At 60.1% G+C, this 21,361-nt stretch carries 18 protein-coding genes; 9 read left to right on the forward strand and 9 right to left on the reverse strand.

The annotated features are described in order from the left end of the window. The first annotated feature begins 25 nt into the window (after nt 1-25). Genes FHT71_RS01770 through FHT71_RS01780 form a run of 3 tightly spaced genes read left to right on the forward strand, consistent with a single transcriptional unit; the run spans nt 26 to nt 3,674 of the window. Nucleotides 26-991, forward strand: a complete 966-nt coding sequence (locus FHT71_RS01770) for an ABC transporter permease (protein ID WP_132588005.1) — start codon at nt 26-28, stop codon at nt 989-991. A 41-nt stretch (nt 992-1,032) separates the two neighbouring features. Next, the gene (locus FHT71_RS01775; RefSeq protein WP_132588004.1) at nt 1,033-1,830 is read left to right on the forward strand and encodes an ABC transporter permease; all 798 of its coding nucleotides are present in this window, start codon (nt 1,033-1,035) and stop codon (nt 1,828-1,830) included. Continuing rightward, the gene (locus FHT71_RS01780) at nt 1,827-3,674 is read left to right on the forward strand and encodes an ABC transporter ATP-binding protein (RefSeq protein ID WP_132588003.1); all 1,848 of its coding nucleotides are present in this window, start codon (nt 1,827-1,829) and stop codon (nt 3,672-3,674) included. Before FHT71_RS01775 ends, FHT71_RS01780 begins: the two co-directional genes overlap by 4 nt. A gap of 343 nt (nt 3,675-4,017) precedes the next feature. On the opposite strand, the gene fabF is transcribed toward FHT71_RS01780, so the two are convergent. Together fabF and FHT71_RS01790 are read right to left on the reverse strand one after the other, a co-directional pair. Then, on the reverse strand, nt 4,018-5,301 hold the full coding sequence (fabF, locus tag FHT71_RS01785) for a beta-ketoacyl-ACP synthase II (RefSeq protein ID WP_132588002.1): 1,284 nt from the start codon (nt 5,299-5,301) through the stop codon (nt 4,018-4,020). Between the two features lie 124 nt (nt 5,302-5,425). Next, nucleotides 5,426-6,013, reverse strand: coding sequence for a TetR/AcrR family transcriptional regulator (locus FHT71_RS01790; RefSeq protein WP_132588001.1), 588 nt, complete (start codon nt 6,011-6,013; stop codon nt 5,426-5,428). Between the two features lie 98 nt (nt 6,014-6,111). Here FHT71_RS01790 and FHT71_RS01795 point away from each other — a divergent pair, with 98 nt between their 5' ends. The 6 genes from FHT71_RS01795 to FHT71_RS01820 all read left to right on the forward strand — a co-directional run bounded on the left by FHT71_RS01795 (nt 6,112) and on the right by FHT71_RS01820 (nt 14,545). Next, the gene (locus tag FHT71_RS01795; RefSeq protein ID WP_132588000.1) at nt 6,112-7,230 is read left to right on the forward strand and encodes an efflux RND transporter periplasmic adaptor subunit; all 1,119 of its coding nucleotides are present in this window, start codon (nt 6,112-6,114) and stop codon (nt 7,228-7,230) included. Then, on the forward strand, nt 7,230-10,340 hold the full coding sequence (locus tag FHT71_RS01800; protein WP_132587999.1) for an efflux RND transporter permease subunit: 3,111 nt from the start codon (nt 7,230-7,232) through the stop codon (nt 10,338-10,340). The genes FHT71_RS01795 and FHT71_RS01800 overlap by 1 nt, the downstream gene beginning before the upstream one ends. A gap of 136 nt (nt 10,341-10,476) precedes the next feature. Further along, on the forward strand, nt 10,477-11,130 hold the full coding sequence (locus FHT71_RS01805; protein WP_132588272.1) for a TetR/AcrR family transcriptional regulator: 654 nt from the start codon (nt 10,477-10,479) through the stop codon (nt 11,128-11,130). Next, nucleotides 11,091-11,387 carry an aldo/keto reductase gene (locus FHT71_RS01810; RefSeq protein WP_165933024.1) on the forward strand — a complete coding sequence of 99 codons (297 nt, stop codon included), beginning with the start codon at nt 11,091-11,093 and terminating at the stop codon, nt 11,385-11,387. Before FHT71_RS01805 ends, FHT71_RS01810 begins: the two co-directional genes overlap by 40 nt. 96 nt (nt 11,388-11,483) lie before the next feature. Next, the gene (locus tag FHT71_RS31310; protein WP_245505389.1) at nt 11,484-11,915 is read left to right on the forward strand and encodes a hypothetical protein; all 432 of its coding nucleotides are present in this window, start codon (nt 11,484-11,486) and stop codon (nt 11,913-11,915) included. Nucleotides 11,916-12,034: 119 nt separating this feature from the next. After that, nucleotides 12,035-14,545 (forward strand): glycogen/starch/alpha-glucan phosphorylase, encoded by a 2,511-nt coding sequence (locus FHT71_RS01820; RefSeq protein ID WP_132587998.1) that lies wholly within the window; start codon nt 12,035-12,037, stop codon nt 14,543-14,545. A gap of 529 nt (nt 14,546-15,074) precedes the next feature. On the opposite strand, the gene FHT71_RS01825 is transcribed toward FHT71_RS01820, so the two are convergent. The 7 genes from FHT71_RS01825 to FHT71_RS01855 form a co-directional block, all read right to left on the reverse strand. Next, on the reverse strand, nt 15,075-15,380 hold the full coding sequence (locus tag FHT71_RS01825; RefSeq protein ID WP_132587997.1) for a type II toxin-antitoxin system RelE/ParE family toxin: 306 nt from the start codon (nt 15,378-15,380) through the stop codon (nt 15,075-15,077). Then, nucleotides 15,370-15,645: a type II toxin-antitoxin system ParD family antitoxin gene (locus tag FHT71_RS01830; protein ID WP_132587996.1), complete on the reverse strand. Its 276-nt coding sequence runs from the start codon at nt 15,643-15,645 to the stop codon at nt 15,370-15,372. Before FHT71_RS01830 ends, FHT71_RS01825 begins: the two co-directional genes overlap by 11 nt. A 970-nt stretch (nt 15,646-16,615) precedes the next feature. After that, complete coding sequence (gene ugpC, locus FHT71_RS01835; RefSeq protein ID WP_132587995.1) at nt 16,616-17,683, reverse strand: sn-glycerol-3-phosphate ABC transporter ATP-binding protein UgpC; 1,068 nt, start codon at nt 17,681-17,683, stop codon at nt 16,616-16,618. Then, nucleotides 17,680-18,609: a PfkB family carbohydrate kinase gene (locus tag FHT71_RS01840; protein ID WP_132588271.1), complete on the reverse strand. Its 930-nt coding sequence runs from the start codon at nt 18,607-18,609 to the stop codon at nt 17,680-17,682. The genes ugpC and FHT71_RS01840 overlap by 4 nt, the downstream gene beginning before the upstream one ends. After that, on the reverse strand, nt 18,609-19,619 hold the full coding sequence (locus FHT71_RS01845) for an aminotransferase (protein WP_245505388.1): 1,011 nt from the start codon (nt 19,617-19,619) through the stop codon (nt 18,609-18,611). The genes FHT71_RS01840 and FHT71_RS01845 overlap by 1 nt, the downstream gene beginning before the upstream one ends. An 8-nt stretch (nt 19,620-19,627) precedes the next feature. After that, nucleotides 19,628-20,473, reverse strand: coding sequence for a carbohydrate ABC transporter permease (locus FHT71_RS01850; protein WP_007795753.1), 846 nt, complete (start codon nt 20,471-20,473; stop codon nt 19,628-19,630). Next, entirely contained in the window at nt 20,473-21,357 is an 885-nt protein-coding gene (locus FHT71_RS01855) for a sugar ABC transporter permease (RefSeq protein WP_132587993.1), read from the reverse strand. The genes FHT71_RS01850 and FHT71_RS01855 overlap by 1 nt, the downstream gene beginning before the upstream one ends. Between the last annotated feature and the right edge of the window lie 4 nt (nt 21,358-21,361).

The raw sequence follows: 21,361 nt of genomic DNA on the forward strand, positions 1-21,361 counted from the left end.
TCGAGCGCAATCTCGGGTCTCCCCAATGACGGGCTCGAGCCTCGTCCTCTTCATCATGCGGCGGCTCGCCCTGGCGATTCCACTGTTGCTTATGATCTCCTTCGGCGTCTTCGCACTGATCCACATCGCGCCCGGCGACCCAGTGCATTCGTTGCTTGGCACGCGCGCGCCAGACCCGTCAACGCTCGCAGCCATCCGCGCGCGTTACCACTTGGACGATCCGCTCCTCCTCCAATATGGAAAGTGGCTTTCGCAGGTGATGCGAGGCGACCTCGGCGTCTCCATCCAGGGTAACCGGGCGGTGACGGGCACCATTGCGGATCGGCTCGGCGTCACGATCTTCCTTACCTTGATGAGCACTGTTCTTGTTCTCGGCCCCGGGATCCTGCTCGGTGCGGTCGCCGCCTTCCACTGTGGCACGAGGCTCGACCGGCTAGTCGTCGCGCTCGGCGTTTTCGGCGCTAGTTCGCCGGCTTTCGTCACCGGTATATTCCTTCTCTATGTCTTCGGTGTTCTGCTGAACTGGTTTCCGACCTACGGTCCAGGAAGAGGGTTCTTCGACCGTGCCTGGCACCTAGCGCTTCCGGCGCTTGCGCTTGCGATCTCGGTCATGGCGATCGTCGTCAAAATCACCCGCGCGGCGATGATCGAGGAGCTGGCCCGAGACTATGTTACGTTTGCGCGGGCTCGTGGCCTGAGTTGGCGTCGCATCTTGTTTGCCTACGTGCTCAGGAATTCTCTTATTCCCCTGGTCACTGCCGCAGGGCTCATTGTCGTCGGCATTGTGGCCGGCGCGGTCTACGTCGAGGTCACCTTTTCTTTGCCAGGTCTCGGCGCTTTGGCGGTCGATGCGATCCAGAAGCGCGACATTCCGACTATCCAAGGAACCACTCTTCTTTTCTCGGCCTTCGTCGTACTGGTCAATCTCGCGGTCGACGTGATCTATACGATGATCGACCCGCGCATCCGCTTTGGCAGAGTTGGGTCATGAGGGTCCCAGAGATCGGCGAGACAGGGAGGAGGAAGCAGCGATTGCGCATTCCGATCGTTATTCTCCTTGCCGCGCTGATTGTCACGGCCGTGGTAACCTGCGCCGTTCTCGGGGAGGGGATCGCCCCCGATTCACCGTTCCGCCAGCGTCTTGAAGTCGGCGATACTCCGCCTTCCCCTGTTCACATTGCCGGCACGGATCTACTCGGCCGCGATGTGCTGTCGCGCGTGATCTACGGTGCGAAAACGGCCCTGGTGGGCCCCATCGTCGTCGCCGTCGGAGCCTTTGCAATAGCGACCCTACTTGGCCTTCTTTCTGGCTATCTTGGCGGTTTCGTCGATTCTGCGATCATGCGTTGCGTGGATTTCATGCTCGCGCTGCCGGGACCGCTCGTGGCGATCGTCGTCGTCGGCGTGGTGGGAGGCGGATACTGGACTGCCGTCCTCGTCCTGGGCGTCCTTTTCACCGCCCCGGATACGCGCATTGTGCGGAGCGCGGTCCTTGAGCAGCGACCGCTTCCCTATATCGAGGCCGCGCGCACTCTTGGGATCTCGAAAACTCGTATTCTGTTCCTGCACATCCTCCCGAATGTCGGCCCGATCATTCTCGCGTATGTAGTCCTCGACTTTGCATTCGCGTTGGTCAATCTCGCCGGGCTATCTTTTCTCGGCCTTGGCGTTGAGCCGGGGACCCCCGACTGGGGTCGGATGCTCTTCGAAAACCGTAATATCCTCTTCTCCAATCCGGTTGCATTGCTCCTGCCAGCAGGAATGATTATCCTTACGGCCGTCAGCATGAACCTCATTGGCGACTGGCTGTTCGAGCGGTTCGCAAAATGAACAGAACCGTAGCGCGCGCAGGTGAAGATAGTCTGCTCCTCGAGGTCGAGAAGTTAGCGATCTCACACGGTGTCGTGCCCATTACAACGTCCTTGGACATCATTGTGAAGCGGGGCGAGACCGTTGCTATCGTCGGCGAATCTGGGTCCGGTAAATCGCTCACGGCACGGGCCATCGCCGGTATATTGCCGCCAGGCATCAATGCCACTGGCACCATCATGCTCGATGGCATCCCCCTGATGCGGCTTTCCGAGCGCGAACTCCGGCAAATACGCGGGTTTCGTGTGTCGATGCTCATGCAGGACCCGTTCACAATGCTGAATCCGCTCATGCAGTGCGGCGACCACATTGACGAGATGCTGCGTGATCGGCCCGCATTTGCCTCGCGCGCTGCAAGGGCGAAGGAGGTGAAAAGACGCCTCGCAGAAGTGGGCATAGTCGAGGAGGACGTCGCCTGCCGCATGCCATTCCAGCTGTCGGGGGGGATGTGCCAGCGCATCGCGCTTGCCGCCGCTCTCGCTCGCGACCCGGAATTGCTTATTGCCGATGAACCGTCGACGGCGCTCGACGTAACGACTCAGGCGGAGATCATCAAGCTCTTGCGTCGTGTCCAGCGCGAGCGTCACATGAGCCTCATTCTCATGACCCACAACCTACGACTCGCGTTCGCGACCTGTCAGCGCATCTATGTACTCTACGCCGGCTCGATCCTCGAAGTCGGCGATGCCGCGGCCGTGGAGCGACAACCATTGCATCCTTACACCTTGGGACTTCTACTCTCGGAACCTCCCGTCGATGTTCGCGTCCATCGCCTGGTCGCGATCCCGGGCTTCGTGCCGCGCGCGGCCGATGTTGTCGACAGCTGTGGTTTCGCGAACCGCTGCGACTGGGCGAAGGAGATTTGCCGCACCGGCAAACCACCGCTGGTGGCTCGCGATACGACCCGGTTGACAGCATGCATCCGTCAGGACGAGATTCAGAGCGAACTTGACTTTCTGCGCATGGCGCCCCTCTCGGCGACGGAGATAACGCCGCGCCCAGCAGTAGCCACAGAGGCGCTCGTTCGCATCGACGCACTCGTCAAGACATTCGTGGGCAGACAGGGCCGTCCGATCTGCGCGGTAAAAAGTGTGTCGTTACACGTTATGCCCGGGGAAAGCGTGGGCCTTGTTGGCGAATCTGGCTCAGGAAAGACCACGATCGGGCGTTGCCTTGTCGGTCTCGAAAGCCCGACTGCAGGCGACATCCGCATCAACGGAATCGCGGCAGCGGATTTCGATGCCATGGCGAAGGCGGACCGCGCGCGCGTTCGGCAGACAATCCAGATGATCTTCCAGGATACATATTCGACACTAAATCCCAAGCATAGCGTTGGGCAGGCCCTGGGCGAGGCCCTGGGGGCGTCGGCGGACGCCAATAGCAAAGCGACGCCGGAACGGATCGCGGGGCTGCTGGCCGAGGTCGGTTTGTCTGCCGCATACTCCACCCGCCGCCCGGTGTCGCTTTCCGGCGGCGAGCGCCAGCGAGTCGCCATCGCTCGCGCGCTGGCTGTCAAACCGGCAATCCTAGTGTGCGACGAACCAGTAGCTGCCCTCGACGTCTCGGTGCAGGCGCAGGTGCTTAACTTATTCAAGCGCCTGCAAGCTGAGCGAGGCCTCTCATATCTCTTCATCACGCACGACCTCGCTGTCGTCCGCCAGATCACCGAGCGCATTTATGTCCTATATCTTGGCGAGATCGTCGAGGAGGGACCGACCGAGCGTATTATCAGTAACCCACAGCACCCGTATACACGCCGCCTTGTTGGATCGATCCCGCGTTCGACCATCCGAAATGAACCCTGACATAACTCACCAGCAAGCATTCGATGGGGTCGCCGTATATTTCGATTGCCTGATGCAGCACGGGAGGCATGCCGATGCCAGCACGACATTGGCAGCGACGAGCGTTCTTCAAGGTGCGAGATAGCTTCGTCGCGGACAACCTCCAGAAAATCGCTGACATCGAGACAGGTTGACGACCTCGAGCAAAAGTTCGGGCAGGCTAACGCCGCATCTACCCACACGATACTTTCAGGCCCTGTCGACGGCGCCGTTCAGGATCCATCGGTGACGACGATTGGCCAAGTTGTCACCAGCGGCACTCAGTTAATGCGGATTGTTCCCGCCGAGCCGGGAGCGGGTCGGCTCAAGCGCCAGCCAGTTTGTCCGTCCAGCGCCGGAATATCGCACTGGCATTGACGCCTCCGAAGCCGAAGCCATTGGAGATCGCAAAGTCGATCTCCAATGGTCGGGCCTCGTTTGCTACGAAGTCTATTCCGTCAGCCGCTGGATCTGGGGCGTTCAGGTTCAAGGTTGGCGGCGCCACCTGATCCCTGAGCGCCAGGATCGTGAAGATGGCTTCGAGACCGCCGGCGGCGCCAAGCAGGTGGCCGGTCGCCGACTTCGTGCCGCTTACTGCTATCGAGGAATTGGCGCCGAAGACGCTCTTGATGGCATTGATCTCGCCGAGGTCGCCGACCGGCGTGGATGTCGCATGCGCATTGAGATGGCGGATTTCACCAGGCGAAATGTCGGCTTGGGCAATCGCGATCTCCATGGCTCGGCGTGCGCCGCCTCCGTCTTCGGGACCGGAGGTGACGTGATGAGCGTCCGCTGTCGTTCCGTAACCGACAAGTTCGGCGAGCGGCTTCGCGCCGCGGGCAAGCGCATGGCTCAGCGATTCGATGACAAGGATGCCGGCACCTTCTCCCATGACGAAGCCGTCACGCAACATGTCGAAGGGACGCGAGGCCTTGTCAGGCTTGTCGTTGAAGCCGGTCGACAGAGACCGTGCCGCCGCGAAACCACCGAGACTGACGATGTTCATGCATGCTTCCGTTCCACCGCACACGGCGATATCGGCTTCATTCGCGCGGATGAGGCGCGCCGCATCACCGATCGCCTGAATACCTGCCGCGCAAGCGGTAACCGGTGCGCCGAGCGGACCTTTGAAACCATGACGGATCGAAACCTGGCCCGCCGCCAGATTCACCAGGAAGGACGGGATCGTGAATGGCGAGAGGCGGCGTGGACCGCGCTGATCGACTGTCCGCACCGCTTCGGTTATGGCCGGAAAACCTCCTATGCCGGAGGCGATGATTGTTGCGGTGCGAAGACGGTCCACCTCCGACACCGGTCTCCAGCCAGCTTGCGTGAGGGCCTCTTCCGCTGCCGCCAGTGCAAAAAGTATAAAGCGGTCGACTTTGCGCTGATCCTTCGGAGCAAACACGGTATTCGGGTCGAAGCCGCCCTCGGGGTCTTCCTCCAGAGTCTGAACCGTGCCGCCAATCTTTGCGGGCAGATTTCCTACGACCTCGTCTGCGAGGCGTCGAATGCCCGAACGTCCGGCCAGGAGCCGAGCCCAGGATGTCGATACATCGGCTCCGAGCGGGCTGACGGCACCCATGCCTGTGATAACGATACGACGCATGCGTTCTCCAGCGATCAATCTTTCATGGGGCCCGTGAGACCGGCCGAGGTGAGGTTAGTGGCGGCTCTGTAAGGCAGCGTCCTGCGAGGTATGCAAAAGACACGAAACTCCCAGAGCTGACATCTCATTCTTTTTCCGCGAAGCTCGTGATGCGCTTGACGGCATCAGCGGCGGCTTCGAGGACACGTTGCGACATGCCTTCATCAGTCAGGATGCGGGAGATCGTTACGGCGCCCACCATGAGGGAGAGGACAGCCATGGCCTTGTCATAAGGTTTCGAGCCGTCCGAGACCGGGATCAATTCGTCGAGTATCTGAAGATGAGCTTCAATGCCGTCCTGGAACGGGGCTCGTACTTCTTCCCTCTGGCGCGCCGCATCGGAGCCAAGCGCCGCAAGCGGGCAGCCATCGCCGGTTTCTCCCCGGTGACCAGTCGAAAGGTAGAGGCCGACAACCGCCTCAAGGGGGTCTGGACTTCCGGCAGCAACCGTCGACCACCTGCGCGTCGCGCTCTCCATTGCTCGCCGCGACGCCAGCGCCGCAAGATCATCCTTCGATTCGAACTGCTTGTAGAACCCGCCTTGAGTGAGGCCGGCTCCTTTCATCAAATCCTTTAGGCCGACGCCGTCGAAGCCACGCTCCCGGAAGAGCCGGCTTGCGGCGTTGATCACCGCTTCACGATTTGCTTCTGCCTGAGCGCGACTGACTCTCATATCGGTCTCCAATTAGATTGCACTTGACATCTATAACTCACATAGAGTTAGATCGCAATCTAAATTAGTTGCTGCGCCCGTCAAGAAGGGTTAATGACATGAGCCGCAAAATTCTTCTCGCCTCCTTCGGTCTGCTGGCAACTGCCGGCGCCGCAGCGTTCGTTGTGCTCGCGGAGTCCTCGGAAGGAAAGGCGCAAGCCGCCGACCCTCGCATCGCGCCACCCCTCGTGAGGTTGGTGGAAGCAAAGAGGCCGGACACATCCGAACGTACCTTTACGGGTACCATCGCCGCACGGGTGCAAAGCAATCTGGGTTTCCGTGTGCCCGGTAAGATCGTGCAGCGTTATGTGGACGTTGGTGAGCAGGTCAAGGCCGGACAGCCGCTGATGCGCATCGATGAGACTGATTTGCGACTCGCACTTGCGGCCAAACGCAATGCGGTCGCCTCGGCTGAGGCTGTGCTGATCCAGGCGCAAGCCGACGAGAAGCGATACGCTGCGTTGGTGAAAAACGGATTGGCGGCGGCCTCTCCGCAGCGTTACGAGCAGGCAAAGGCTGCGCTTGACACCGCAACCGCGCAGTTTGCCGCGGCACAGGCGGATGCAAGGGTCGCAGAAAACGCGGCAACCTATTCGCTGCTGGTTGCTGACGCCGACGGGACTATCGTCGAAACCTTGGGGGAGCCGGGCCAGGTCGTGACAGCGGGTCAAACCGTGGTCCGCCTCGCACAGGCCGGCCCGCGTGAAGCGCTGGTCTGGCTTCCGGAATCCCTGCGGCCGCAGATCGGCGACATGGCCAACGCCAGCATCTACGGCAACGAGAGCCGGCAGGACAAGGCGCGGCTCCGGCAGATCTCTGACGCCGCCGATCCTCAAACCCGCACCTACGAAGCACGCTGGGTTCTGGATGGCGCGGCAGCGTCAGCCCCGCTGGGCGCGACAGTGACGATCAGGATCTCTAACAGCAATGGTCAATCGCATGCCGCAGTGCCTGTTGGCGCCGTTTTGGACGACGGCAGCCGAACCGGGGTCTGGGTCTTCGACGGGAAATCTTCGACCGTCCATTTCAGGGAGGTCAAAATAGAACAAATGGGTGAGGAGACCGCTGTGGTTTCCAGCTTGAATGCAGGCGAGCCGGTCGTCGCTCTCGGAGCCCATCTGCTGCAGGACGGCGCGAGCGTTCGAACGAAGGCAGAACAGGCAGAGGCGGCAAACTGATGAACTTCAATCTATCCGCGCTCGCGGTTCGCGAGAGAGCCGTTACCCTGTTCTTCATCGTCCTTTTGGCCGCGGCCGGCGTCTATGCCTTCGTCAAGCTCGGACGCGCGGAGGACCCATCGTTCACCATCAAGACTCTGACCGTGACGTCCGTGTGGCCAGGCGCGACAGCGCGCGAAATGCAGGACCTTGTCGCTGAGCCGCTTGAGAAACGACTCCAGGAGCTCAGCTGGTACGACCGCGTCGAAACGACGACCCGGCCGGGATACGCCTTTTCGACCGTCACGTTGAAGGACAGTACGCCGCCCACGGCAGTCGAGGAGGAATTCTATCAGGCCCGAAAGAAGCTTGGAGACGAGGCCCGGAACTTGCCGCAGGGCGTCCTTGGTCCTTTTGTCAACGACGAGTACTCCGATGTCAGCTTCGCCCTTTATGCGTTGAAGGCCAAGGGTATGCCGATGCGCGAGCTTGTGCGGCAGGCCGAGGTAATCCGCCAGGATCTTCTGCACGTGCCGGGCGTCAAGAAGATCAACATCCTTGGCGAGCGGCCCGAACAGATCTTTGTCGAATTCTCCTTTGCCAAGCTCGCCACGCTAGGGATTTCGGCGCAAGATATTGCGGCCGCTTTGCAGCGGCAAAACACCGTGACGCCGGCGGGGTCGATCGATACACGCGGCCCGCAGGTCTTCATTCGGTTCGATGGCGCCTATGATGGCATCAAGGCGATTGCCGATACGCCGATCGTCGCAGCCGGACGTACGCTGAAGCTCTCGGATTTTGCCGAAGTGCGGCGCGGTTATGAAGATCCGGCCACCTACCTCATTCGCCACGATGGCGAGCCCGCGATCATGCTTGGCGTGGTGATGCAACAAGGCTGGAACGGACTGGAACTCGGCAAGGCGCTGGAAGAAAGGTCTGCGACGATCGCTCAAAGCCTTCCGCTCGGCATGACGCTCGCCAAGGTCAGCGACCAGGCCGTCAACATCCAGGAAGCGGTCGGCGAATTCATGCTGAAATTCGCCATGGCGCTCGGCGTGGTGCTGTTCGTCAGCCTCATCAGCCTCGGTTGGCGTGTGGGCATCGTCGTGGCTCTGGCCGTTCCGCTGACGCTTGCCGTCGTCTTCCTCATCATGCTGGAGACCGGGCGGTTCTTCGATCGTATCACGCTCGGTGCGCTGATCCTGGCGCTCGGCCTTCTGGTCGACGATGCCATCATCGCCATCGAGGTGATGGTGGTGAAGATGGAAGAAGGGATGGGTCGCATCAAGGCGGCCGCCTATGCCTGGAGCCATACGGCAGCGCCCATGCTGTCCGGCACGCTCGTGACGATCATCGGATTGATGCCGGTCGGCTTTGCCAGATCGACCGCAGGCGAATACGCCGGCAACATCTTCTGGGTCGTGGGCTTTGCGCTGATCGTATCCTGGATCGTCGCGGTGATCTTCACGCCTTACCTGGGCGTCAAGATGCTCCCCGCTATCCAGCCGGTCAAGGGTGGCCATCACGCCATCTATGACACGCCGAATTACCGGCGCCTGCGGGGGCTGATCGAGTTCACCGTGCGCCACAAGTTCGTCACCTGTGCGGTGGTCGGCATCGCCATGGGGGTCTCTGTCGTTGGAATGGGAGCGGTGAAACAGCAGTTCTTCCCGACGTCAGACCGTCCCGAGGTCCTTGTCGAAGTCCGTATGCCCGAAGGCACCAGTATCGAGACGACGACGGCGACGGTTGAAAAGCTTGAAGGGTGGCTGCAGAAGCAGCCGGAGGCAAAGATCGTCACGAGCTATGTGGGTCAGGGCGCTCCTCGCTTCTTCTTTGCCATGGCGCCGGAACTACCGGACCCATCGTTCGCCAAGATCGTCGTGCTGACTCCCGACGCCGAGGCCCGCGAGGCGTTGAAGCAACGTCTTCGGACAGCCGTCTCAAGCGGGCTTGCCCCTGAGGCTTACGTTCGCGTCACGCAGCTCGTATTCGGTCCCTACACGCCGTTTCCGGTGGAGTTCCGAATAACTGGTCCCGATCCGCAGCAATTGTACCGGATCTCCGAGAAAGCTCTCGACATCATGAAGAGCGTGCCGGATGTGCGCCAGGCAAACCGCGATTGGGGCAACCGCACGCCCGGGCTGCGCTTTATCCCTGACCAGGATCGGCTCAACCTGATCGGCCTTTCGCCGGTGGAGGCGGCCCAGGAGATGCAATTGCTGCTGAGCGGAATTCCGATCACGCAGGTTCGCGAGAACATCCGCAACGTGCCTGTCATTGCGCGCAGTGCCGGCGAAAACCGGCTCGATCCCTCAAGATTGGCAGATTTCTCGCTGATGAGTCGTGATGGCCGACAGGTCCCGCTCGATCAGATCGGTCACTCCGAGATCCGGTTTGAAGAACCGATCCTGAAGCGTCGCGATCGAACACCTCTTATCACGATCCGTTCTGATATCAACGAGGCAACGCAGCCCCCGGAAGTCTCGCAGCAGGTTATGAAGGCGCTTCAGCCGCTGATCGCCTCGCTTCCAGTCGGATATCGTATCGAGATGGGCGGAAACATCGAGGAATCGCTCAAGGCCAATGTCGCTCTCGTCCAGATCTTCCCGGCGATGATTGCGGCCATGCTGATCGTCATCATCCTCCAGGTCCGGAGCCTGTCGACGATGACCATGGTCATGCTGACGGGGCCGCTCGGTCTTGCCGGCGTGGTACCGGTGCTGCTCCTCTTCCATCAGCCTTTCGGCTTCAATGCCATTCTCGGACTGATAGGACTGGCTGGAATCCTGATGCGCAACACGCTGATTCTGACCGAACAGATCAAGGAGAATAAGGCGGCCGGTCTCGACGATTACCATGCCGTCATCGAGGCGACGGTGCAGCGAACGCGTCCCGTCATCCTGACAGCGCTCGCGGCCGTCCTTGCCTTCATTCCTCTCACCCACTCGGTGTTCTGGGGCTCGATGGCTTACACGCTGATCGGTGGAACGGCGGTCGGGACCGTGATGATCTTGCTCTTCCTTCCCGCTCTTTATGCCACCTGGTTCCGCATCAAGCCGACGAAACTTGAAATGCATGAACATTCGCCGAAGGATGTGGAGCTACAAACGGCTATGGCTGCTGAGTAATGTTCTTTTGCCGAAAGCGATCTACGCGATTTTCCCGTGGCTCTGCTCGATGCACCACATCAGGCGGTTTTCGGCAAAGTAGGGTGATCGTCCGGACAGGCACGCCGGATTCATTTCGTCAAACTGGGAGGCGATGATGAATCTGGCGGACTCGATGGAAATTGATCCCGAGCAGTCGCGGACGCGGATTCTCGAGGTGGCGGAGCTGTATTTTCGGCGGATCGGCTATCATAAGACGTCGGTTGCCGACATCGCCTCGGAACTCGGCATGAGCCGCGCGAATATTTATCGCTTCTTTCCTTCCAGGACGTCGATCAACAGTTCGGTTTGCGGACTTATCGTCAAAGAGGTTGCCGAAGTTGCTCATGCGATCGCACGCATGGACGCGCCAGCAGGCAAAAGGCTTGTCGAACTCTTATATACCCTTCACCGGCACAGCATGAGAAGATTGGTGGAGGAGAGACCCATCCACGAGCTGCTCGCCGCTGCTATGAATGAACGTTGGACAATCATTGACGCCCATAACGAGCAGATCCTGGCGATCCTAAGAGCACTTATCCGCGAGGGTCTGCAAGCAGGTGAGTTCAAGGTCGAAGACGCCGAGGAAGCCGCACAAGGAGCGATCACAGCGTTCTTACCGTTCTTCCATCCGGTCTTGGTTGAGCAGCGTGTGCAGGAGGGAGAAGACACGGCTGTGGCCGTGCGCGCCCAAATCCGCTTTATCATGCGGGCCCTTGGCAATTTCCAGTCGTGCGCCGTCGAAACTCGAGGCCGATCGTCGATTTCCTGAAGAATTACGCCGGGACAAAGGGCGCGACGCCTGCGCAGATCGCACTTGCATGGCTGCTTGCCCGGAAGCCGTTCATCGTTTTGATCCCCGGCACACGCAACGTCGATCACCTCAACGAGAACCTCAGCGCGCTGCGCGTGGAACTGACGCCTGCAGGCTTCATCGAGATCGACGCGGTCCTTTCCAAGATCACGGTACATGGCGGCCATGAACGAGATGCAGATGGAACTGGTCGTCGTCTCTGCCTAGCCGCATGACGCTTGTCATGCTGGGCACCCACGCGGTGCCCAGCCAAGCCTTGCTGGCCCCTAGCGGGACTTGACCGAAAACCAATGCAACGAGAACGGCTCCTCATGCTCTCTACGCGCATAATTTCCCTCATCGCAGTCACGGTCGCAATCCGTCTTCTGCTTGGGCTGGGAGCGAGGGCGGACACCAATCGCGCTACGGTTCCCGCGGACTTCGACAAATTCGTCCTCTACGCGACCTACGACCGTGGTTCCTCGAAGGAAGAAGCTTTTGGTCTTCCCGAAACGATCGAGCTCTCGAAATCCGGAAAGCCGCTGCCAGCCGGCACCCTCTTGGTACTCGGCATCTGGACGGACTACAAACTCACGGGCTATTTCGTGATGCGCGTCGTTTATGGCAACATGCTTCCCTCCTGCGTTGGTTTCGGGCACCATCGTTCTCGCACGCGTCCCCGCCTGGATGGGGCAGGCTTGAAAACGTCAACTCGATCTTCGACCGCAGGAAAGCCGGCAGGATCGATGGTGGTGTTGTTATGAAACTGAATTAAGTCGAAGGCCATCGCAAACCCAATCGTCAGAACACAGTTTTGTGTGCGGCGCTTCGATGGCTCGTAAACCAATCCAAAGATCGCAACCGACAAGCTCGGAGATATGGAATGGCCGACGACCAGGAAAAATCTGCCCAAGTCCCTGAATTGGATGCGGTGGATTCCATACCGCCGCAATACGACTGCGGTCGCCTGAAGTTGAGCGGCAGCGGCGAGGCGCTCTACGAACGTCACCTGCTATTCGACAACGTGCTTGCATCAAGCGAGATAGGAAACCGTGAGCGGTATGAAGCAGTTGCGCGCTCTGTTCGGGACATCCTTTCCCAGCGCTGGGAAAAGACGGAAGAGATCTATAGTCGTCAGAACCCGAAACGCATCTACTATCTCTCCATGGAGTTCTTGATTGGCCGCTCCCTCAGCAACAACATTGTCAACCTGGGGCTTGGTGGTCCTGCCGCTCGATTTTTTCATAGACATCAATTGGACGAGTTGGCCTTGCTTATCGAAGAGCCCGACGCCGGGCTCGGCAATGGCGGGCTTGGACGCTTGGCAGCATGCTTCCTCGAGTCCATGGCGACGATGCAATTGCCGGGAATGGGCTATGGCTTGCGCTATGAGTACGGAATTTTCAAACAGTCGATTGTAGATGGCTGGCAACGCGAGCAACCGGACAACTGGTTGCGCAGGCCCGATCCCTGGGAGGTTGCCCGACCTCACTTGGCAGTGCCGGTCGAGCTTGGATGTTCGTTCGAAGTGCGCGGGGGAAGCCTGAAAGCCATCCCCGGCGTGCCCTCGCGCTTGCTCGGAATCCCTTATGACCGACCCGTAGTAGGATATGGCGGAAAAACCATAAACACATTGCGGCTCTGGGCCTCCGCAACCCCCGACGTATTTGACTTCCAGGAGTTTAGCGCCGGGGAATTCGTTGGCGCGCTGGCCGAACGGCTGACAGCGGAAACTGTAACACGCGTTCTTTATCCGGACGATTCGACAAGCATGGGACAAGGCCTTCGCTTCGTGCAGGAATATTTTCTTGTCGCGTGCTCGCTGGCCGACTTGGTTCGACGCTTTCAAAGCAGCAACAGCAGTTGGGACGATCTGCCGGGAAAGGTGGCTATCCAACTCAATGATACCCATCCTAGTCTCGCCGTCGCGGAGCTTATGCGGATCCTCCTGGATACGGCAAAACTTGGCTGGGAGCATTCATGGGACATCACGAAAAGGACGCTTGCATACACAAACCACACCCTCCTTCCGGAAGCGTTGGAGAAGTGGCCGCTACGCTGGTTTGAGTTGATGCTTCCGCGGCATCTGGAAATCATCCTGGAAATCGATCGCCGCTTACGGGAAGAGGTGCAAACCCGCTGGCCGGGGGACAATGGCCGCATCGAGCGCATAGCTGTTGTCGAGCAGGGCAATCAGTTGGTGCGCATGGCTCACCTCGCAATAGCAGGCTCCCATAGCACCAACGGTGTCGCAGAAATACATTCGAAGCTGCTCCGAAGCGTCACCGTGGGGGATCTCGCGGAGCTCTATCCTGGTCGTTTCAACAATAAGACAAACGGCGTCACTCCGCGCCGTTGGCTATTGCTGTCAAATCCGGGTCTTGCCGGATGTATTTCTGAGGCTATCGGCGACCGCTGGATAACGAACGCGGCGGACCTCGAACGTCTGAGGTTACTTGCCGATGACAGCGGGTTCATTGCCGCCGTCCGAACGGCAAAGCGCAAGGCCAAAGTCCGATTTGCTGATTGGCTCAAGTCGCAAGCGGGCGTTCTGGTTGATCCTGACACGATTTTCGATAGCCAGGTGAAGCGCATCCATGAATACAAGCGACAGCTCTTGAATGGGCTACGGGTCGTCGCTCTGTACCGTCGGCTGCGGCAGAACCCTGATCTCGATATGCCGCCGCGCACGTTTTTCTTCGCTGGAAAGGCGGCTCCGGCCTACCACGTGGCCAAGCTGACTATAAAATTTTTGAACAACCTCGCCGCCACGATCGACGGCGATCCGTTGGTACGCGGTCGCCTTCGGCTGTTATTCCTCCCTGACTACTGCGTGTCGCTCGCCGAGCAGCTTATTCCTGCCAGCGACGTTTCTAACCAGATCTCAACAGCGGGATACGAGGCTAGCGGCACGAGCAACATGAAGTTCATGATGAACGGTGCTCTCACGATCGGCACGCGTGACGGTGCAACTATCGAAATGGCCGAAGCCGCAGGCGAAGAAAATTTCTTCCTGTTCGGGCTGACGGCAGACCAAGTCGCAAAGAGCCGCGGCTGGTATAGCCCCGGCTGGCACTATGAGAACGAGCCCGAGATACGCGCTGTCCTTGATCTCGTCTTCTCGGGTGAATTTTCGCGGAATGAGCCGATGATCACCGACGCGCTGCGCAACATACTTCTGGTTGGCGGCGATACGTACATGCATTTGGCTGATTTCACCTCGTACATGGAAGCAGATTCCCGCCTTCAATCACTCTATCGAGAAACGGAAGCGTGGAGCCGAAAAACGATCCTGAACATCGCTGCTTCAGGAAAGTTCTCAAGCGATCGCACCATCGCCGAATATGCCGGCGACATCTGGGGGGTAAGTCCATGTCCGGTGCCATCGAATTAGTGTCGTGACGTTAAGACAGACCAACCCAACTGCTTCGCGCGACGACATCGTCGATATCGCCCGGTCGTTGGCGAGGGCAGGGCGGTGAGGGCGGTCGTTTGCGGCTAACCCTCACTGTTCCGCCGCCCGTCAGCCGATGTTTGGTTCGCCGGCCTGCCGTTGAACACCCCGGTGATGCCCGCGCCTCCGCGCCTCGCGTCCTGCCCCGGCTTTGAGGTGCTGCCGGGCCCGCGCTGCCCCGCAACGGCTTTGCCGTCGTCGGCGCCGAAACCAGTGAGATCGGCGAGGCGGTCGAGCACGACATCCCGTTTCTGAAAGCGTACACGGTCGACGGACGTGCTTTGGACGCTATCCGTCAGGGAGTGCACTGCGACACAGTCTATTTCATCTTCCGTTTGAACTATTTCTTTAGGCGCAGAGGCAATTGCAGCCCGAAACGCCAGATCCCCGTAGAGCACATTTCAATCTTAGAAGTGACCCAAGTCTCATCCGATCCGAAGAGCGACGCTATTGGCGCTCTATGGCCTTTTCAGGCATCTGCCCAATCGACCGGAATCTCCAGACCGCGTCGCAGAATACGCAGGATCTCCACCGTGTCGCCTTCAACACGAAATGCAATCGAGGCACTTCGTTCAAGCCCGATGATCCGCAATCCGGGCAATATATGATCCCGTACGGTGCCGCGTTTAGGGTGAGTTTCCAATGAACGACAGGCCGTTTCGATCCGTCCCAGGTACTCGCCCGCCTTGTCGTGACCGGCTTGTTCCAAAATGTAGAGATAGAGACTGCGCAGATCTGCCGCAGCCGCAGGGCGAAAGACGACGCTATACGCCACGCTTGCGGGTCTTTGGCTGCTCCGCATGCAAAACGCGCAGGTCGCGGAAGACATCATTGGCCGGAATGCTGGGCCGAGGATCGTCAATCGCCTCTTGGATCTTGGCGCGCATGACCTCATCAATCATCTCACGTTCGCGCTCCAGAGCGCGCAATCCAGCCCGCAAGGCCTCGCTTGCAGTGTCGTAGTCGCCGGATGCAAGAAGCGTATCAAGAACTTTCTGCTGTTTTCCGAGGCTGACAGTGATGGGCTTGCTAGTGCGCATGATCGGTTCATCCTTTCGATCTGTCGTACCACATCGTATGACAGTGTCATAACGATTTCTGGCGCGTTAGTCTTAGTCGGAAATTTACGTGGAGAGATGCGTTGGAAGCCGATAACCGCGAGAACGCTTCTCAGCAAGCAACCTGCTTCGCAAGATTTGAGTTTAACGTCGTGCCGGTGCGAGCTGTTCGCGCTCGAGAATGGCATTCGTTGACTACGTCCATATACTCTCCGGCGTGAGAATATCGAACGGCACGATGCGCTGTCGATGGAGGACGTGTCCCGGCGCTCGATCAGTCTGAGCATGACGTCGATAAGCTCCCCCGGCATTTTGTCGAGAGGATGGCACAACGACGCTGTGATCAGGCCTTCGCTTAGCCCTTTGCGGGTTTCAGGTCCGACGTCGCTGCAGACAATTCGAATCTTGCCCTGCCGTTCTGGCGGGAGCTCACGCATGGCTCGCAGCACGCCTGATATGCCGCCGCCATTGACGAAAATGCCCTTGGTCTCAGGTTCCTGCGCAATCAAATTCCGTACGATCTCATACGCGTTTTCAGGGACTTCGTGCGTAAGAAGCGTGTCGCTGAAGTCGAGTGGATCATCGAGCGCGATGCAAAATGATCAAATGAGCGCTTAATCAGAAAGCAGCCCATACCTTTCTTATGAAGCGTTCCTTGACTTGGCTAAGACGCTTGGTTGTGTGGGTGTCGAGCATCGAAACGATCTTGGCCGAGGCCTGTTCGATGGTATTTCTCCTCGTGAAGCAGGAGCTATGGCCCGGAAGCGAGGTTTGGCTACTTTGTATCCACGCCGTCTGAAAACGTCGAACGGAAAGGCGAGCTTCATCCAAAGCGGCTTCTTCCAACCGAGCCATCCCGGCCACGCCTCAATTGTCGTGGCAGCTTGCCCCTCACCGGACCGCCCGATTGCATATGCTTCGGGTGTCATTTCGTCCCGTACCGGAACCGATCCTATAAGCGCGATCCGCTCTCTGCGTCGAAGAGGTGAATTGCCTCCCGGTCGAAAGAAAGCGTCAGCGGCTGGCCATTCTCCAAAGCCGTGCGCGGCGGCAGGCAGGCCATGATCCGTTGCGTGCCGGCAAAAGCGGTGACGACGAGCTCGGGGCCGGTCAATTCGGCAACCTCGCACGTCACCGGAACCGTGAGGCCGGTCGAGCCAAGTCGAAATGCTTCCGGCCGTATACCGATGATCAGCTTTTGTCCGTTCTTGGGTCGGGGTTCAAGTCCCTCCGGCAGCGGCAGCACGGTATCGCTCCCGTCGATCTGAAGTTCACTGCCGCGCGCCGTAACGTTCAAGAGGTTCATTGGCGGCGCACCGACAAAGGTGGCGACATAGAGGGTTGCCGGCCGGTCGTAAATCTCAGATGGAGCGCCAAGCTGTTCGATCCGCCCGTCTCGCATGACGGCGATGCGGGTGGCGAGCGTCATGGCTTCGATCTGGTCATGGGTGACATAGACGACCGTGGTCTTTAGCATCTGATGCAGGCGCTTGAGTTCTGTGCGCATCTCCATGCGCAATTTTGCATCGAGGTTGGAAAGCGGTTCGTCGAAGAGGAAGACCTCCGGCTTTCGCACCAGGGCGCGACCGATCGCAACGCGCTGGCGCTGGCCGCCCGACAGCTGGCTCGGTTTGCGCTCGAGCAGGTTTTCGATCTGCAGCAGTTTGGCCGTATCGCGCACTGCCCGGTCGCGCTGGGCAGCCGCAACCTTGCGCATCTCCAGGCCAAAACCGATGTTGCGGTGAACGGTCAGGTTTGGATAGAGCGCATAGGACTGGAAGACCATGGCGATGTCACGGTCCTTTGGATGCACGCCAAGGACGGAGCGCCCGCCGATGCGCACGTCGCCGCTGCTGGCTTCGGCCAAGCCTGCGATGATATTGAGCAGGGTCGACTTGCCACAGCCGGAGGAACCGAGCAGCACGAGAAACTCGCCGCTTTCGAGCGCAATGTCGATGCCCTTCAAGGTTTCGACATCGCCGTATGTTTTGCGGATGTTGACAATTTCAAGCGCACTCATTGAGCGGTTTCCTCGGAGGCGGACGGTCCGCCGTAATTGCGGGGAAGGGTGGAAATGGCCCGTGAGGCGACTGCAGTTCCAGCCGCAAGGCAGTCAGCGATAGACCTTTCCTGTGCCAGGGCCGCCAGAAAGCCGGCGTTGAAAACGTCGCCGGCGCCGATCGTGTCGACGACCGTGACGGCGGGGGCCGGGGCCGAGACGGTTTTCCCGTCACCGCCGATCGCGAGAGCTCCATCCGGGCCTCGTTTGACAACGACGATCGCACCATCCGGCATGTGCGATCGGATGTCTGCTGCTGCTTCGGCCGGGTCGTCGAGGCCGGCGAGCGTGGTGGATTCCACCTCGTTGAGAAGAGCGATTGCGCAGCGCGACAGCCAACGTCGCGTGGCATCGCAGTTTCTTTCCGTCCAGCCGTCGAGCGGCCAGCCGGTGTCGAGCGCGACCGCAATGTCGTGCTGGTCCGCCCAGTCGAAGAACGCATCGTAGTCGCGCGTGAGATCGTCCGTCAGGAACGAGCCGCAGAGCAACACATAGCCGCCCGACAGCTGCGCGCCATCGAGAACTGCAAGCACATCGGCCAGGCTGAAGCGCGGCAGGTGGCCACGGGTCGTGAAGAACGTGCGCTCCCCATCAGGATGGGTGATGCCGACGGACAGTGTCGTCTGCTCGGGGCGCACGGGCCACTTCGCGGCACGCTCGCCAAAAGCCTCGCTCAGCCACCGGCCGAACTGATCGTTGCCGACATTGGCCGCAATCTCAAACTCGACGCCGAGGCCGTTCCAGGCAAGGGCGCTGTTGCCGGCTGCTCCGCCGACGCGTAGTTCGTCATGATCGACGATGATCTCGGTACCGGCCTTCGGCCAGGGCGCCGCCGGGCCGAGGATGAGGTCAACATTGACATTTCCGATAACAGCAAGCGGACGCATCATTCGCTCCGGGTGATCTTGGTGGAGCGCACCGGTGTACCGGCGTTCTCGACCCGCGCACCAGCAAACGCAATCATGAAGCGCTGTGCCACCGGCAGCATTGCGAAGATCGCCGCCAGACCCGTGGCCGCCTTGAAGCCGACGGTAACGGCACCTGCGACCGGCTCTTTGCCCGACGCATCGAAGATGATCACCGGAGCGCCGGTTTCGACTGCTGATACAGCCATGGCCGTGACCAAGCCGGCCGTGCTGTCTTCTCCTCGAAAAAGAACGACACCGATTGTCGAGCCAAGCATTTCCATCGGCCCGTGTCGCAACTGCCCGCCCTCCAGCGAAAAGCAGGGGCGGCGGGAGAGCTCCGTCAGGCCAAGCGCCAGCGCTTCCGCCAGGCCCTGGAGGCGCCTGCCGGAGGTGACGACGGCAGAAACGCCATCCAGCGCCGCAACAGCGGCATCGATGTCTGGCGTTTCGGGAAAGGTGAGAGCGGCAAGCGCGGTTGCAGGATCCTCGCCAAGGGCCGCCAGCACTGCAAGATGCAGCGCAAAGCAGACAGTCAGGCTGCGGGTGGCCGCAAACGCCAGTTCCGTGCCGCCAACACCGATGAGGCAGGGTGCTGTACGCGCCAGAAATGATCCTGCCTCCAGCGTCAGTCCGAACGTGTCGGAGCCGCCACCGGTCTCATTGAACCAGCGCACCACTTCGGCGCTTTCGCCGGATTGCGACGTAATGAGCACGGTTCGCCTCTCGAGCGAAAGCGGCTGCCCCAATTGCTCGGAAAGAGGCAGGGCGATCGCATCGATGCCGAGGGCGCGATAAAGCGGTTCGACGGCACGACCGACAGCATGGGATCCGCCCATGCCAAGAAGGAGGAGGCTGCCTTTCTTCTTCAGCGATGCCGCGATGGTTTGAGCAGTCTGCGTCGCGCCAGCGTAGGACGCCAGGGCGTCGGCATGCTGGCGCGACATTTCGTGATCGATTGCGATCAGGCCGGCTGGTCGTCTCGTTCCCATGGTGCTTGTCATCCCTTGACGCCGCCGCTGGTCAGCCCGGAAATCAGGGCTCGTTGCATGACAAGACCAACCAGCACCGGGGGCAGGGCGGCAAGCACGCCGGCGGTTGCGATCAGTCCGTAATCGGAGACACGGCCACCGGCGAGGTCGGCAATGGCAACCGTGAGTGTCTTGGCGCGCTGGTCGGAGGTGAAGAGCAGCGCATAGAAGAACTCATCCCAGCCGAGCAGGAAGGCAAACAGCGCCGAGGTTGCGACGACCGGCATGGCGAGCGGCAGGGTGATGATTTTCCAAGTCTGGAGCAGACCCGCGCCGTCGATCATGGCTGCTGCTTCGATTTCCTTCGGGATGGAGTCAAAGCCGGACTTCATGAGCCATGTCGTGAAAGGGGCAAGGATCGTCAGATAGACGAGAGCAAGGCCGAAAACGTTGTTCAGCATGCCGAGATGGGCCAAGCCCATGTAGAGCGGCACGGCAAGGGCCACCGGCGGCAGCATATACGTGGCAATGACCATTGAAAGCGACCAGCCGACGGAAGGCGTCCGCGACACGGCCCAGCCGGCCGGAATGGCCAGCGCGATGGCTGCAATCGTCGCCATGCCTGCAACCTCGATGCTGTTTCTGAGCGACGAGGTGAAGGCCGCGCCAGCGCTGTTTTCGATGGTCGACAACAGGACGCCGTAACGCGAAAAATCAGCCGACTGCGGCCACCAGCGCAGCGGCTTGGCAGCAAGGTCGGCAGCCGGAGAGATGCTCATGATGAACAGCCACAGGATTGGTGCGAGAATGACGGCGGCAAGCAGCAACGCGCAAGCATAAATGAAGACTGAAAAGATCGGGCTCTTGCGTTCCATCAGCCAGCACTCCCTGCGGTCTTGCGCACCAGCGCGGCATAGGCGACGGCAAGCAGCGTCACCAGCAGCGTAACGATCAGTGCCAGCGAGGCACCGGAGCCAGCGCGCTGGAAGGAGAACGCTTCCTGATAGACCAGGATCGATAGCGTCCTCGTGCTGTTGGCGGGACCGCCACGGGTCATCACCCAGATGATGTCGAAGACCTTGAAGGCCTCGATGGTGCGCAGGACCAGTGCCACCATCAACGGGCCGGCGAGATAAGGCAGGATCACGAAGCGAAAGCGGGCGAAGGGGCCGGCGCCGTCGACCAGCGAGGCAGCGGTGACGTCGCGCGGCACTGCCTGCAAGGCAGCAAGCGCAATGAGCGCTACCAACGGGAAGTTCTTCCAGCAATCGGCAACGATCAGGGCGGCAAGCGCCGTGCCCGGTTCGCCGAGCCACGAGCGATAGGCGTCTATCAGGCCGATTTGCGTCAGCGCTGCGTTGAGCGCGCCGTATTCCGGATTGTAGATCAGCCGCCAGAGCGTCGCGTTCACCACCGTTGGCAGCGCCCAGGGAAGGATCATCAGCGCGCGCAACAGCGCGCGGCCGCGGAAATCCTGATTGAGGAGAAGGGCTGCAAGAACGCCGATCACCATTTCGGCGGCGACCGAAATGACCGCGAACCAAGTGGTCGTGATCAGGCTCTTCTGAAAATTCGAGCCGGAGACCAATTTCACGTAGTTATCGATGCCGACGAAGTTGCCGGCGGTGCCGACGAGCTTTGCGTCGGTGAAAGACAGCCCTACGGTGTCGACGAGCGGCCATCCGATGACGGCGATCATCACGACAAGCAGCGGCAACATCAAAAGCCACGCGCGCGTTGTCATCCAGGTGCCGGACATGAGG

It is taken from the genome of Rhizobium sp. BK060 (assembly GCF_014193145.1).
Lineage (GTDB): Bacteria > Pseudomonadota > Alphaproteobacteria > Rhizobiales > Rhizobiaceae > Rhizobium.